The sequence below is a fragment of the Solibacillus cecembensis genome (assembly GCF_050272495.1).
In the GTDB taxonomy this organism is placed as follows: domain Bacteria; phylum Bacillota; class Bacilli; order Bacillales_A; family Planococcaceae; genus Solibacillus; species Solibacillus cecembensis.
Genome location: NZ_JBNNMF010000043.1, coordinates 1 through 14,359, shown reverse-complemented (window position 1 = coordinate 14,359; position 14,359 = coordinate 1). Strand labels below are relative to the sequence as shown.

General features: G+C 37.1%; 11 protein-coding genes, 6 tRNA genes, 1 rRNA gene and 3 pseudogenes. 1 reads left to right on the top strand and 20 read right to left on the bottom strand.

Going from position 1 to position 14,359, the window contains the following annotated elements; genetic code table 11:
* Positions 1 to 95: 95 nt before the first annotated feature.
* The 19 genes and pseudogenes from ACQKIH_RS21690 to ACQKIH_RS21600 all read right to left on the bottom strand — a co-directional run.
* Positions 96 to 461: pseudogene (locus ACQKIH_RS21690) on the bottom strand (sigma-70 family RNA polymerase sigma factor); the annotation flags it as partial.
* Positions 462 to 665: 204 nt separating this feature from the next.
* The gene (locus ACQKIH_RS21685; RefSeq protein ID WP_427768858.1) at positions 666 to 1,052 is read right to left on the bottom strand and encodes a hypothetical protein; all 387 of its coding nucleotides are present in this window, start codon (positions 1,050 to 1,052) and stop codon (positions 666 to 668) included.
* Positions 1,053 to 1,135: 83 nt separating this feature from the next.
* Positions 1,136 to 1,306, bottom strand: a complete 171-nt coding sequence (locus tag ACQKIH_RS21680) for a hypothetical protein (RefSeq protein WP_427768857.1) — start codon at positions 1,304 to 1,306, stop codon at positions 1,136 to 1,138.
* Positions 1,303 to 1,830: a GNAT family N-acetyltransferase gene (locus ACQKIH_RS21675; RefSeq protein ID WP_427768856.1), complete on the bottom strand. Its 528-nt coding sequence runs from the start codon at positions 1,828 to 1,830 to the stop codon at positions 1,303 to 1,305. The genes ACQKIH_RS21680 and ACQKIH_RS21675 overlap by 4 nt, the downstream gene beginning before the upstream one ends.
* Before the next feature lie 211 nt (positions 1,831 to 2,041).
* A pseudogene (locus ACQKIH_RS21670) lies at positions 2,042 to 2,318 on the bottom strand (CD3324 family protein).
* Between the two features lie 304 nt (positions 2,319 to 2,622).
* Positions 2,623 to 4,422, bottom strand: a complete 1,800-nt coding sequence (gene glmS / locus ACQKIH_RS21665) for a glutamine--fructose-6-phosphate transaminase (isomerizing) (RefSeq protein ID WP_427768855.1) — start codon at positions 4,420 to 4,422, stop codon at positions 2,623 to 2,625.
* Between the two features lie 544 nt (positions 4,423 to 4,966).
* Positions 4,967 to 6,319 (bottom strand): phosphoglucosamine mutase, encoded by a 1,353-nt coding sequence (gene glmM, locus ACQKIH_RS21660; protein WP_427768853.1) that lies wholly within the window; start codon positions 6,317 to 6,319, stop codon positions 4,967 to 4,969.
* Between the two features lie 68 nt (positions 6,320 to 6,387).
* Positions 6,388 to 7,419 (bottom strand): CdaR family protein, encoded by a 1,032-nt coding sequence (locus ACQKIH_RS21655; RefSeq protein ID WP_057986195.1) that lies wholly within the window; start codon positions 7,417 to 7,419, stop codon positions 6,388 to 6,390.
* Complete coding sequence (gene cdaA, locus ACQKIH_RS21650; protein ID WP_057986197.1) at positions 7,412 to 8,248, bottom strand: diadenylate cyclase CdaA; 837 nt, start codon at positions 8,246 to 8,248, stop codon at positions 7,412 to 7,414. Before cdaA ends, ACQKIH_RS21655 begins: the two co-directional genes overlap by 8 nt.
* Before the next feature lie 152 nt (positions 8,249 to 8,400).
* A complete protein-coding gene (locus ACQKIH_RS21645) occupies positions 8,401 to 9,012 on the bottom strand; it encodes a zf-HC2 domain-containing protein (protein ID WP_057986199.1) in 612 nt (203 codons plus the stop codon).
* Positions 9,013 to 9,028: 16 nt separating this feature from the next.
* Positions 9,029 to 9,592, bottom strand: a complete 564-nt coding sequence (sigW, locus tag ACQKIH_RS21640; RefSeq protein WP_057986201.1) for an RNA polymerase sigma factor SigW — start codon at positions 9,590 to 9,592, stop codon at positions 9,029 to 9,031.
* A 199-nt stretch (positions 9,593 to 9,791) separates the two neighbouring features.
* Positions 9,792 to 10,697: an arginase gene (gene rocF, locus ACQKIH_RS21635; protein ID WP_057986203.1), complete on the bottom strand. Its 906-nt coding sequence runs from the start codon at positions 10,695 to 10,697 to the stop codon at positions 9,792 to 9,794.
* A gap of 187 nt (positions 10,698 to 10,884) precedes the next feature.
* Positions 10,885 to 10,957 (bottom strand) — tRNA-Lys (locus ACQKIH_RS21630).
* Between the two features lie 19 nt (positions 10,958 to 10,976).
* Positions 10,977 to 11,051, bottom strand: a tRNA-Gln gene (locus ACQKIH_RS21625).
* A 14-nt stretch (positions 11,052 to 11,065) separates the two neighbouring features.
* A tRNA-Tyr gene (locus tag ACQKIH_RS21620) sits at positions 11,066 to 11,149 on the bottom strand.
* A gap of 28 nt (positions 11,150 to 11,177) precedes the next feature.
* Positions 11,178 to 11,253: transfer RNA gene (locus ACQKIH_RS21615), tRNA-Val, on the bottom strand.
* Positions 11,254 to 11,297: 44 nt separating this feature from the next.
* A tRNA-Glu gene (locus tag ACQKIH_RS21610) sits at positions 11,298 to 11,372 on the bottom strand.
* 135 nt (positions 11,373 to 11,507) lie between these two features.
* Positions 11,508 to 11,582: transfer RNA gene (locus tag ACQKIH_RS21605), tRNA-Asn, on the bottom strand.
* 167 nt (positions 11,583 to 11,749) lie between these two features.
* The gene (locus ACQKIH_RS21600) at positions 11,750 to 13,057 is read right to left on the bottom strand and encodes an alpha/beta hydrolase (protein WP_427768851.1); all 1,308 of its coding nucleotides are present in this window, start codon (positions 13,055 to 13,057) and stop codon (positions 11,750 to 11,752) included.
* A gap of 180 nt (positions 13,058 to 13,237) precedes the next feature.
* On the opposite strand from ACQKIH_RS21600, the pseudogene ACQKIH_RS21595 reads away from it, so the two are divergent.
* A pseudogene (locus ACQKIH_RS21595) lies at positions 13,238 to 14,071 on the top strand (alpha/beta fold hydrolase).
* Between the two features lie 193 nt (positions 14,072 to 14,264).
* Here the strand turns inward: ACQKIH_RS21595 and rrf are convergent.
* Positions 14,265 to 14,359: ribosomal RNA gene (gene rrf, locus ACQKIH_RS21590) — 5S ribosomal RNA — on the bottom strand; the annotation flags it as partial.

Here is a 14,359-nt window from a genome sequence, read left to right as displayed (position 1 = left end):
CTTTGAACCGCAGCTAATTTTTCTTCTGCACTAATTTTAGACATAGATAACTGCACCTCCTTGTTAGTTGTGTCTAACAATTGGGGTGCAGTTCATTTTGGAAGAGAAAAAATAGTATCTTTTATTTCTTCATTATTGTATTTATTGATCACTGTTTTTTCTGTTGATGGTGATATTGACCTTGCCGTTTCATTTATAAAACTTTTTACTTGTACCATTTTGTAATTCCAACTTTTCAAATAATCTTTACATTCGTTAATTGTTATCCGATACAGCCATGTTTTTATTTGTGAAGCATATCGAAACGAATCTAGATTTTTGTAGCATTTGATAAATGCATTTTGAACCATGTCCTTCGCAATCTCAGTATCTTTCACATAAGAAAATGCTAACCGTACTAACTCATTTCCGTATTCAATCATTATTTTTTCTAACGTAATATCTTTTTCTTCGTTGTCCAATTTACGACCCTCCTGTTCAATCTATTTCAAATTTTGCTATTAGACGATTGCCGAATTAGAATCGGTTCAATTTTTTCGAAATACTTTTATAAGTATTGTATAAGAGGCATCTATACAATTATAGCTAAAATAAAAAACTGTATCTTAGATTATCGAGTAATCATGGATACAGGTTTATTTATTCATTTAAGTTGCTGCCCTCGTTTACCCCTCAACAATGGCAAGATATTTCTTGATTTCTCCTTCAGCTTCAACAATTAAAATATCTCCTCGTTCTTTGGTAGAAAAGATCCTTGCACCAATAGGAAGCTTGTTCGACATTTCATCTTTAAAGTCTGGATTTTCATCATTTTTCATTTTTATTTCACCAATTTGAATATCTTTTGTTAAAGACAATTCCTCAACCCAATCAATATTCGTTTTGTAAATAACGCCTTTATATTGGAAAATATCAGCATCAGAATTTAATGATAAAACTTCCTCAGCATCGATCCTATCAATGGTTACTGTTGTAGTGCTGCATCCTGTTATTATAAATAGCGCTATTGCAATTAAACCATAAAACAACTTTTTTATTTTCAATTCAGCCACCTCTTTTCTTTAGGGTTACCTCACTAATAATTATCTATAACCCCGCCAAGTGAAATTGCCTTAATGAAAGGTTTTTCGATGATCTATGCATCCTTTGTGCCGTAAATGACAATTACCGGTATTTCTACATCCTCTATATTTATATCTTTCATAACATCATAGGCATTCTGATGTTCCTCGGAAAAGCTCGTTTGTAAAAGGTTTAAAAAGTCTTTATACTCACTATCTAATTTAATCGAAGTAATATACTTCAATTCTCATAATCCGTTTTAAGTATAGACATGATAATTTCATCCGAATATTTGCCATTATAATTTAAGGATTCGCGCAAGATGCCTTCTTGTATAAATCCTGTATTTTCATACGCTTTAATTCCACGTTTATTATGACTGAAAACTTCTAACTGTAAACGATTTAATTTCAATTCTTCAAAGACAAATTTCAAGGTAAGCCTGATTGCTTCAGTACCATAACCTTTACCCGTTAATTCAATAGAACACATTGAAATTCTAAATCCGGCTTTATGATTATCTTTTTCTATATCCGTAATAGACAATTCTCCAATCATTTCATCGTTTTCATTTAAACAAATCGCAAAATCATAGCGTGTTGGATCTTTAGCTACATTTTTAATATGTTGTTGAATTTGCTCTAAAGTAAATATAGATTTTGTACCTGTCATATACCTTATTTCTTCGTCTTGTGTATTTGCTAAGAAAAGAGGGGCATCTGTTTCCGTTAATCGGCGAAGATAAATTCTCTCACTTTTTAAATCCATTACAACTCCTCCATAAATTAATTTCAAAATACTCAATGCGTGAGTTCTTAATTTTTATATTACTTCATATTCAATATGAAAAATATGTACAGAATAATAATGAAACATTTAATACCTAATCAATTAGATAATTAGAATAAGCTGGTTTGTTCCTACAAAAAGAGAAGGCAATCTAGTATTACTATTTAAATAATTCCTTAGATTAGCCTTGTTAATGATCTATAATTTTTTTTGTATATACAATCTTTTTAATAGTTTCTACTGATAAAAAGTACTCTTCAGATATTTCTTGAATACCCACTCCACTTTTAAAGTTTTCCCGAATACTTATATTTCTTTGAATCAGTTGTTTTTGTATACCACTAACTGAACCCCATTTCTCTCGAGTGCTCTGTTGGGCTGGGATATATATAGTCTCACCTTGTATATATTTTGAACTTCTGTTAATAACTCTTTAGTAAAATATTTGCTGCATTGATATAACTCAAATTTGCTCGCTCCCTAATTCTTATAAATATGAATAAGGTGCAAAGCCAAAAGATTAGAAATATTTTATATAGCGATTAATTATTTTTCCCCATACAAAGTATCGTTCTTCTAATTAAAGGTTTTGCATGAGTTTGAGCTTTATTACTAACTAAAATAGTTTTCTTTTTCAATAAAAACACCCCTTTGGACTATCTTAATCCAAAGGGGCAAAACGGTAAAACTTTATTTAAAACAGTACGACTTTTTTACAAACAGTTCCACTTTATTTCAATCCTACACAAATATCCAACCCAACCATCCCCACTACTCAACCGTAACACTCTTAGCCAAATTCCTCGGCTTATCAACGTCACAACGGCGATGTAACGCAGCGTAGTAACTAATTAATTGCAGTGGTACTACGGATACAAGTGGCGTTAGTAGGTCATTTACTTTCGGAATGACGAATGTATCGCCTTCTTCTTCCATGCCAAGCATTGAGATGATACATGCGTTTGCACCGCGCGCTACGACTTCCTTCACATTACCGCGAATGTTCAACGCGACATCTTTTTGTGTAACGAGTGCAAAGACAGGCGTACCTTCTTCAATAAGCGCGATTGTACCATGCTTTAATTCTCCACCAGCAAAACCTTCTGCCTGAATGTAAGAGATTTCTTTTAGCTTTAATGCGCCCTCTAATGAAACACAGAAATCGATATTACGCCCGATGAAAAATGCATTGCGTGCAATCTTTAAATAATCCTCGGCAATTTGCTCGATCACATCTTTAGAATCAATCATCGTTTGAATGGCATTTGCAACGATTGCAAGCTCTTGCTTTAAATCAAAATCAATCGCTACACCCATTTCTTTCGCAACTGCATATGCCGTCACCGCTAATACCGCAACCTGCGCAACATACGCTTTAGTCGATGCGACCGCAATTTCTGGACCTGCATGTAATAATAATGTGTAGTCGGCTTCACGAGAAAGCGTTGAGCCTTGTACGTTTGTAATTGTTAATGCTTCATAGCCTAGCGCTTTAATTTTCACTAATACTTGGCGACTATCCGCAGTTTCACCTGATTGTGAAATGAAGATAAATAGCGGTTTTTTCGATAATAGCGGCATGTTGTAACCAAATTCACTCGCGATGTGAACTTCCACTGGGATGCCTGCAATTTTTTCAAAGTATTGTTTCCCGATTAAACCTGCATGGTAGCTTGTGCCTGCTGCGATAATATATAAACGATCTGCTTCTGCTAGTGCCTGTAAAATATTCGTATCAATTGTAACGTCTGATTCGTACTCATACGCTTGAATGATTTTACGGATAACAGTTGGCTGCTCATCCATTTCTTTTAACATATAGTGCGCGTACGTCCCTTTTTCAATATCTGCCGCATCAAGTTGTGCTGTAAACGGCGCGCGCTCTACAAGACGTCCCTCTAGTGTCGAGATTTCTACATGATCTTTACGAATGATGACAACTTCCTTATCATGCAGTTCGATAAATTGATTCGTTACTTGTAGCATCGCCATTGCATCTGAAGCAATGACATTAAATGTTTCGCCAACCCCAACTAGCAATGGGGATTTATTTTTTGCGACATAAATCGTTTCGCAATCTTCATTATCTAAAAGTGCTAACGCATAAGAGCCATGTACTAATGACAATGTTTTGCGGAAAGCTTCCACAGTTGATAAGCCCTCACTAGCAAATAAATCGACTAATTGAACAATCACTTCTGTATCTGTATCGGAATTCATTTGAATACCTTTTAAATAAGCTTTTTGTAATAAGTGATAGTTTTCAATGACACCGTTGTGTACTAATGTAAAGCGCCCCGATGCACTCGTATGAGGATGCGCATTTAAACGGTTTGGTACACCATGCGTTGCCCAACGTGTATGCCCAATTCCAACATTTGCTTCTACGTCTTCATCTACGGCCTTACGTAATTCTGCGATGCGTCCCTTTTCCTTGAAGATGGTTACGCCCTCTTCATTGTGCACCGCAATCCCTGCTGAGTCATAGCCACGGTACTCTAATTTTTCTAAGCCTTTTAATAAAATTTCCTTCGCGTCTAAAACGCCATTATATCCAACAATTCCACACATATTCTTTTTCCTCCGAACGTCATCACGCAACGCGAGAAACAAAGATTTGTGCCTTTATAGATTTTTATTCATCATGAAAATACACCTTTTTAACAGTAAGAAAAAAAAGGCAAAGTGATCTACAAAGGCAAATGATGAGGGGACTCTGATTAATCCGCGCTTCACTTCCAAATGCTTTGCAGCTACGTTACGTGTGTAATTGTTGCCGTTTCGTTTTTCTGTGCACAGGATTACTCCTCTGTTTTAAAACGAAAATGACGACCGGGCATGCGATCGGGAGGTATCCGCCGAAATTTCGATAATCCTCCACCTCGTCAACTAAGGTTTGCTTTCCGTCCGATTCCTTAGCTCAGGCGCTATAATTGTTTTCCGATTGTTTAAAGTGCTTTACGCTCCTCCTTTTACACTGATGCTCTATGTCAACAAAATGGAATTTTATTGAATTTCATAAGAGCATTATTATCATACAAAAATTTATGCAGTTCGTCAAATAATTGTTACAAAAAAGAACACAACCACCTAAGTGATTGCGCCCAATAATTGATTATTCTGCTAGTCCCATTTCAGCGCGTACAACATCAGCAATGCGGTTTACATACGTTTCGCACGCTTCTTCTGTTGCTGCTTCTACCATGACACGGACTAAAGGTTCTGTACCTGAAGATCGTACTAACACACGACCATTTCCAGCCATTTCTGCTTCTACTTCAGTAATGACAGCTGCTACTTTGTCGTTTTGTGTTACGGCATGCTTATCTGTCACACGGACATTTACTAAACGTTGTGGGAAAATTGTCATCTCACCAGCAAGTTCTGAAAGCTTTTTACCAGTTGCTTTCATAATGCTCACAAGCTGAATACCTGTTAATAAGCCATCACCTGTCGTATTGTAATCTAAAAACACAATATGACCCGATTGTTCGCCACCAACATTGTAGCCATTTGCACGCATTTCTTCCACTACGTACCGGTCTCCTACAGCTGTTTGCACACTTGTCATGCTATTTTCTTCTACCGCTTTGTAGAAGCCCATATTACTCATAACTGTTGAGACGATTGTATTTTTATTTAAACGACCTTTTGTATTTAAGTATTTACCGATGATGAACATAATTTGATCGCCATCCACGATTTGTCCATTTTCATCTACTGCGATTAAACGGTCACCATCACCATCAAATGCTAAACCTACATGTGCACCGCGCTCTAACACGAATGCTGCAAGGTTTTCAGGGTGAGTGGAACCAACACCTTCATTAATATTTAAACCTGTTGGTGATGAACCCATCGTTGAAATATCCGCCTCTAAATCAGCAAATAAATGCGTTGCTAACGAAGACGTCGCACCATGCGCACAGTCAAGACCAACATGAAGTCCTTCAAAATCTTCATCAACCGTTTGTTTTAAGTAAGAAATATATTTTTGTCCACCTTCGAAATAGTCGCTTACTGAACCAATATCAGCGCCTACAGGACGTGGTAATGTGTCTTCTTCTGCATCAATTAAAGCTTCAATTTCCGCTTCTTGTGCGTCCGTCAATTTAAAGCCATCTGGGCCGAAAAATTTAATGCCGTTATCCGCGACAGGATTATGTGAAGCCGAAATCATGACACCTGCTTCTGCATTCATTACGCGAGACAGATACGCAACACCTGGTGTACTAATCACACCTAAGCGCATAACCTCTGCACCAATTGAAAGAAGCCCTGCCACTAATGCGCCTTCTAACATCTCTCCAGAAATACGTGTATCACGTCCAATTAACACTTTTGGTCGATCTTTTGAATCCTTTGTTAATACATAGCCTCCAATACGACCTAACTTGAACGCGAACTCTGGCGTCAATTCACTATTCGCGACACCTCGAACGCCGTCTGTTCCGAAATATTTACCCATTACTTTTTTCTCTCCTTCAACACTTGACATGCCATGCGCTAATTTGAATTATCCATTACACTAACGAATCAATTACCCTCTACCTCAACTATATCAGCTACATCATCTGTACTAGCTTCATCTTCGGTTGAGTTATCTGGTGATTCCTCTGGATTTACTAACTCTTTTACTACATCCGCATGAACAGTTACTTTATCTTGTGATAGTTTTGTTGCACCTGTTGGTAAGGTTACTTTAAATTCATAAGGTCCCGATTCTGTAATTTTAGAAACATCTACTTCCACCACTACATCTGAAATCGAGTCGATTACTGACTTTATCCCGTAAACAGCTATCTTTAAAGGTTCGATCGTTAAATTTTCGATTGTTACCCCTTTAGCTGTCTGACCCTTTTGTACAATTGTCAGCGGGAAATCTCGACTATATTCAATCATCTCGACTTCTACCTTTACTTTTTCAGGCCTTATTTGCACGTCTAGCTTATTTAAGTCTCGGTCTAATACTTTAACCGTTGCTTCCTGCTCAAAGGATTCTTTCATCCCCTTTTCCCCGGTAACTGATGCTTTTACATAACTAATGCTATTAATAACACTTTTTGCACCAGTAATGGATACGCGACTTGGATCTGCAGTCATATTTTTTACGAAATAATCATCTGCTACAAGGCTATTATTCATATCCGGCTCCACTCGAAACTCTCCTGTGACCTTCTCTTCGATGACCACATTAATCATTTTCGGCTCGATTTCTACATTTAGTTTTTCAGAAAAGTTTTCTTGCTGTATTGTAACGCTATGTTCGCCAATTAACAATGAGTTTAAATCGACAAATACTTTAAAATCTTTATTCTGCTTCGTTTTTACTACGATTGGTGTCGACCCAGAAATTTTGACATTCACCGTATCTGGTAGCCCTGTCACGAATAAATTGCTGTCATCATAGTAAACTTCCAACGGCACATTTGTAATAATATCCGTTTCAGTAGGCGAGCTTGAATCCTTGCTTTTACTCATTTCTGTTTGGACATATAAGAATAATGCACCCGCTAAAATTAACGATGTCAAAAGCAGCATCCACCGACTATCGAATAACTTATCCATTCTTCTTCCCTCCCCAAGTCCACTTAGAAGCTAAGTTTGAATCTTGCTCAGGGCCAAACCACATTTTGCGTAATAACTCCTCAAATTCTGTCAGTGAAAGATTGCGGTGCAGGTTGCCATTTACCGTAATGCTAATCGCACCCGTTTCCTCTGACACAATAATCGTAATCGCATCTGTTACTTCACTTAAACCAAGTGCGGCTCGGTGACGTGTACCTAGCTCTTTTGAAATAAATGCACTTTCTGAAAGCGGTAAGTAACATGCCGATGCTGAAATTTTATTTTTTTGAATAATGACTGCACCATCATGCAATGGCGTATTTGGAATGAATATATTAATCAAAAGTTCCGATGAAATTTGGGCATCCATCTTAATTCCTGTTTCCACATACTCATTGAGCCCCGTCTCTTTTTCAATCGAAATAAGAGCACCGATGCGTCGTTTTGCCATATAGCTTACAGACTTCTTCATTGCTACAATCAAACGTGTTTGTTCGTCATCTTGCTGATTATTCGTACGCTGAAAAATTTTACCTCTACCTATTTGTTCGAGGGCACGACGTATTTCTGGTTGGAATATAATGATGATGGCTAAGAAACCCCAATCAATTACTTCTTGTAATAGCCAATCGAGTGTATTAAGTTCAAGTACATACGTCGCAAGTTTGGCTAAAACAATAACAAATAACCCTTTTAATAATTGAACAGCTTTCGTTCCTTTTATGAGGGTTAATGCTTTATAAATGACGTACCATACGAGCAGTACATCCAATAACTTAAATATAACCTCAACAGCTGTTATATCAGCAAGTTGCTCAATAAATTGCATGTGGCATCCCCCACTTTTAATAACGATTCATAATAAATTTAGTATAGCATATTTCTCGATAAGATTAACTTTCTAACAGAAAAAAGTCTACCCAAGCGAGTAGACTTTGCCATTTCTAATAAAACGTTCTTACAAACGTTAAAGTTGCGTATTTATTCGAACATATTTGTAAAATCACTAAATCCTTTTTTGATTTTATACCATAACCATCCAAATGCCTCATCAATTTCTTTAACCTGACCTGTTACAACAGCTGTCGATGCCATGTAATTACCGTTAATTACCGTTACATTACCATCCACTTCACCTTCAATAACAATATCACCGTTTTTGACAACGATATCACCTTTTACAACCTCACCTGCCGGAACAATGACCGTTTGACCATTCACGACTAAATTAGGTTGCTTTGTAACAGAAAACTGATCATCATTGGGAAAACTGCCAAGCAATGTAGCACTCATAAATAAGCAGAATACGGCAGCAGCAACAAGGACTGGATGCTGGCGGAACCAACGTTTAATACCTACTGAATTTTTACGTTTTGGTAGACGCTTTATTACTTTATCCTCAAAGCTAGGCGGGGCAGCAATATGCGCTGCGCTTTTAATAAACGCAATTGTGTCACTTAATTCATGCATATGTTGTTGGCAATCTTGGCATGCTTGTAAATGGTGCTTTAATTCTTGCTCATGCTCGCGACTAATATCGCCATCTAAATATTCGTGCATATAATTCACGAATTGTGACGGACACATTTTCATGCCTATCTGCCTCCTACTATACGTTGTTTAATTGCTTTCTCAGTGCTTCGCGTCCACGATGAATACGCGTTTTCACTGTACCAAGCGGCATATCTAATATTTCACTAATCTCAAGTAATGATAATTCTTCAATATATTTTAGGACAATTACAGACCGATATTTATCTGGTAAGCGGCTAATCTCATATTGAATACGGTCCTGAAGTTCCATTTGCTCAACAGCCTCTTCAGGTAACTGGCCATCCGCTGCGATTTGGGAATACATATCTAACCCCTCTGTCCCCGCAACTTCGGCATCTAAATAATAATCTGGCTTTTTCTTTCGTATGCGGTCAATACATAAATTCGTCGCTATTCGGTAAAGCCATGTTGAAAATTTTCGATTTTGATCGTACGAATGAAGGTTGATATAAGCACGAATAAACGCTTCCTGTGCAATATCTTCCGCTTCTTGCTTATTGCTTAGCATACGAAAACAAACTTGGTACAGCTTGTGCTGGTAGAGGTTAACAATATCGGCATATGCGTTTTGATCACCTTTGAGCACTTGCTTTATTCTTTTATTAACTAACGCATCCATGTGTTTTTCCTCTCCACCTTTATAGCTGTTCTATATTTACGTTTCATTTATTAAAAGGTTTCACTTTTATATAAATACTTTCGAGAGTCTAACCCTAGCGTTTCGAATCAACTTATTCCATGTTCGATTCACCACAAAAAACTCATAACTCTATTATAACAAATTTTCATAGCAAGCGGATCAATTTCTTCCAAATTATTCAAACTAAAGTTTCGCCAAATAAGGACCCGATTAATGCAACCGCGACATCTGCTGTTTTATTGCGTTCATCTAAAATCGGATTTACTTCCACGAATTCGGCCGATGTAAGTAAACCGGATTCTTGAATCATTTCCATTGCCAAATGACTTTCGCGATACGTAATTCCCCCTGCTACCGGCGTCCCTACACCGGGTGTATAGAGTGGGTCTAAAGCATCTAAATCTAATGATAAGTGCAACCCATCAATTTTTTGCTTACGGAAATATTCCAACGTATCTTCCATCACATATGTCATACCCAGTCGGTCAATTTCATACATCGTATATACTTTAATTCCAAGTTCTTTTATAAGTTTACGTTCGCCCTCGTCAATCGAGCGACCACCAATAATAATAATATTTTCTTGCTTAATTTTAGGAGCATCATGTAAAATCTTCGTCAACCTCTCATGACCAAGACCTAAGCTCGTTGCAAGTGGCATACCATGGATATTTCCAGATGGTGTCGTTTCAGGTGTATTTAAATCGGCATGTGCATCAAACCAAATAACTCCCATGTTTTGATAATGCTTCGATAGCCCTGCAAGCGTACCAATTGCAATACTATGATCGCCACCTAAAACAAGGGGCACACGCTGCTTTTCAACTACTTCAGTTACTTTCTTCGCTAAAGCCGTATTCACTCGAACAACCTCATCTAAATTTAATAATTGCGTATCCACCTGGACAGTTGAGGTTTGATTGCTTACATGAATATCGCCCTCATCCTCTACACTATAGCCAAGCACTGTTAATCGACTTTGTAACCCCGCATATCGAATTGCACTTGGCCCCATATCTACTCCACGTCTTTGCTGTCCATAATCACACGGTACCCCAATAATTGAAACATCCTTTTTACCCATCTATTTTGCCTCCTCTAAAGTTGCCTATACTTTATTTTATTCCCAAGCTTAGCTAAGGCTTATGTTGGAAATTCGAGACATTCGTTATTTTTTCCTTTTTTATATGCAAAAAATCCTTTACTCATTTTTCATAAGTAAAGGATTGAAATTTATTATTTATATACACTTATCATTTTAAAAATAAAAGTGAGCCATGAAGGATTCGAACCTTCGACCCTCTGATTAAAAGTCAGATGCTCTACCAACTGAGCTAATGGCTCATAAAAGCAAAAAAAAAAATGGCTGGGGAACCTGGATTCGAACCAGGGCATGACGGAATCAAAATCCGTTGCCTTACCGCTTGGCTATACCCCAAACATTTTATAAGATGGTGGTGGGGGACGGATTCGAACCGCCGAACCCTAAGGAGCGGATTTACAGTCCGCCGCGTTTAGCCACTTCGCTACCCCACCGATATAAGTAATAACACTTTTAAAAAAATGGTGGAGGATGACGGGCTCGAACCGCCGACCCTCTGCTTGTAAGGCAGATGCTCTCCCAGCTGAGCTAATCCTCCATTATAAACGAGTGTTACTTACTATTTGATTGTAAAACTTTAAATGGTGACCCGTACGGGATTCGAACCCGTGTTACCGCCGTGAAAGGGCGGTGTCTTAACCGCTTGACCAACGGGCCATAGCTGTCAAAGTCTCGAACTCTTTAAGACAATATTTATAGTATCATGATTGTTTTAATAATGCAAGTCTTTTTCAAAAATAAAAATAAAAATTTATTATTGTGATCATTTGATTATTAAAATAAGCAAAAAAATGGCTCCGAAGGTAGGACTCGAACCTACGACCAACCGGTTAACAGCCGGTTGCTCTACCACTGAGCTACTTCGGAACATTACTATTTAAGTTTGCCCAATTGAATATATCTCTTAAGCACATTTATTATTATAGCAACGTTATAAAAATTATCAAGTATTTTTTATAACTTTTTATCATTTTTAATAAAAGGACATAAACTTACACCACATCATGTAAGATCATGTCCTTCCTGCAAATAGTTTATTCGATTATTTTTATAATTTCTTCTAATAAACCTTCTGCCAGTGGAAGCTCTGGATTAGAATAACTCGCTACATTTTGTTCATAGTTGTTCGACGTATCCTTTAATACATGATTCATTTTCTCAAAATAAACAACTGTTGCTGCTGGATTGCCCGCTTTTAGTAGCTCTGCATCTTCTACTGTCACCTGAATATCATTACGTCCTTGCACAATTAATACAGGTGCTTGGACTTTGCTCATTTCCTCTTTAGGGTCATATTTAAGCCATGAAATGAAATAGGGTTGCGCAGATGCTCTAAAAAGACTCTGTAGCTCTGTAGGTATATTTTTAACTTGTTCTCCCATTAACAATTTATCTAATATTTGTTGGGATTGCTGCATTAAATTTGGTGGCAATTGTTTTGCTAACTGTTCTTCTAATATCACATTAGCTCTTCTTCCTGTTCCCGCTAATGTTATGAGAGATTTTACATTGCTACCTTGAGCAGCTAACGTCATAATTAATGCACCTTCACTATGACCGATTAAATGAATTTCTTGGAAACGTTCATCCTTTTCGGCAAAAGCGATGATGTCACTCACATCTCCTACATATTGATCCATTGTAAGATCTTCTTCTTTCTCGATTAAAGCCATATTTTCACCAACTCCCCTCTTATCAAAACGGATTGTGGCAATACTCTTTTCTGCTAATCCTTCTGCTAGCATTTTTAAGCTGTTATTTTTACCACCGCCAACTGTATTCCCATCCTTATTCGTCGGTCCAGAACCAGCTTGAATAATTGCCAGTTCCCCTGTTGGTTTCTCTGGCATTTGAAGAGCTACCTTTAATGTGCCCCCCGCAACTGGGATTTGAAGCGTTTCATATGTAATAACTTCTTCTTGATACGCTTTAAATTTCACTGGGAACGTTTGTCCATTTTGTGTAAAGGTACCGGTAATAGACTCGCCATCAAATTCACCTACAATTTTTACGACTGAACCCGCTAAATTAATTAAGATTTTGACTTCTTCCCCTTTATACTTAATCGATTCAAACGGGAAATCAATTAGGTTTTGAGCTGGTACAGAAATTGTTCCATCATCCTTTTGTAAGTTAACAATAATTTCAAGTGGGGTTTGCGGAATTTCAATTTGTCCTTGCCACTTCCCTAAAATCTTTTTATCCATTATCGCTTGTTCCCCCTTATTTACTTGTTGTTCAGTAGGTGCTGGGTTGGCTTGCTGTTCTGTTTGTTGTTCCTTATCGCTACACCCTGCAAGTGCAGCTGTCATTCCCATTAATACTAAAAGTTTTTTCAACATGATCCTCCTCAAAATTATCCATTACTCTCTTTACGTTGCACATTTAATAAAGTTTCAAATATTCTGACTAGAATGATTTTCATAAAATGTTAAAATTACATTTATAAAGCTTATCATTGCTTTACCGGTTTACAGTAAAGAAACATTTAACGACAGACTTTTTCAGATCGGGGCTATGTTATGTGGGAAACAAATTCTATTGAGACAAGTAGAGGGCATTTTGAATATTTTGTAGCTGGGAATGGCGTACCATTAGCAATTACTCATTTTTACATGGAATTCAATTCACGAGGGAATTTATTTGCTAATCCATTTACCGAAGATTATAAAGTATTTTTGATTAATGTTAGAGGCGCAGCAAATTCTGCTAAAGTGGAAGATGATAAGCAGTTGAGTTTAAATGAAGTTATTCTTGACTTAGAAGCCATTAGAGAGGCTTTAGGACATGAAAAATGGGCTTTTGCAGGTCATTCTACTGGTGGGATGCTCGCGCTACAATACGCCGTTGAAGTTCCTCAATCGTTAACTAAAGTAGTAGCTGGATGTACTGCAGCAAGTAAAGTATATGCTAGTCATCCTAATAGTATTTATAGTCCTAATAACAAAAATTATCCGCGGATTATTGAAATTATGGAGTTACTTAATAATCCTACTGTATTACAAGAGGAGCGTAAAAAGTTAGATTATGAATGGGCTTTAATGTCTTATTATTCTTAGGAAAAACTTAAATCGGCGTTAATGCGTCCAAATAGCGGGCGTACCATTGGAAGAAATCTTGATTATTTTAGAAAAGTTGAAGTTCAAAACTTTGATCTTCGTGAGCAATTAGCTGCTATTCAAATTCCAACCTTTGTATTTGCAGGGAAACACGATGCGCAATGTCCCGTAGAATTTGGGATTGAAATTGCTAATTTAATTCCTAATGCATCATTAACTATTTTTGAAAAATCAAATCATAATCCATTTATCGAGGAAGAAGAGAAATTTGAGGATTTTGTAAAATTAACAATATAAAATGAAGCAACGTTAAAAGTAAATATAACAAAAGGCAGAAACGTTGGATTAACAACATTTCTGCCTTATTAATTTTACATAGATTTGTGTTTTTTTAATCTCTATTGGACAGCCTAATACTTAATAGTACCGTTAAACATAAATACAAAAATAAAAAAAGCCACTACTGACTAAATCAGCAACGACTTTTTGCGCGAAGCGATGTCCTACTCTCACAGGGGGAAGCCCCCAACTACCATCGGCGCTAAAGAGCTTAACTTCCGTGTTCGGTATGGGAACGGGTGTGAC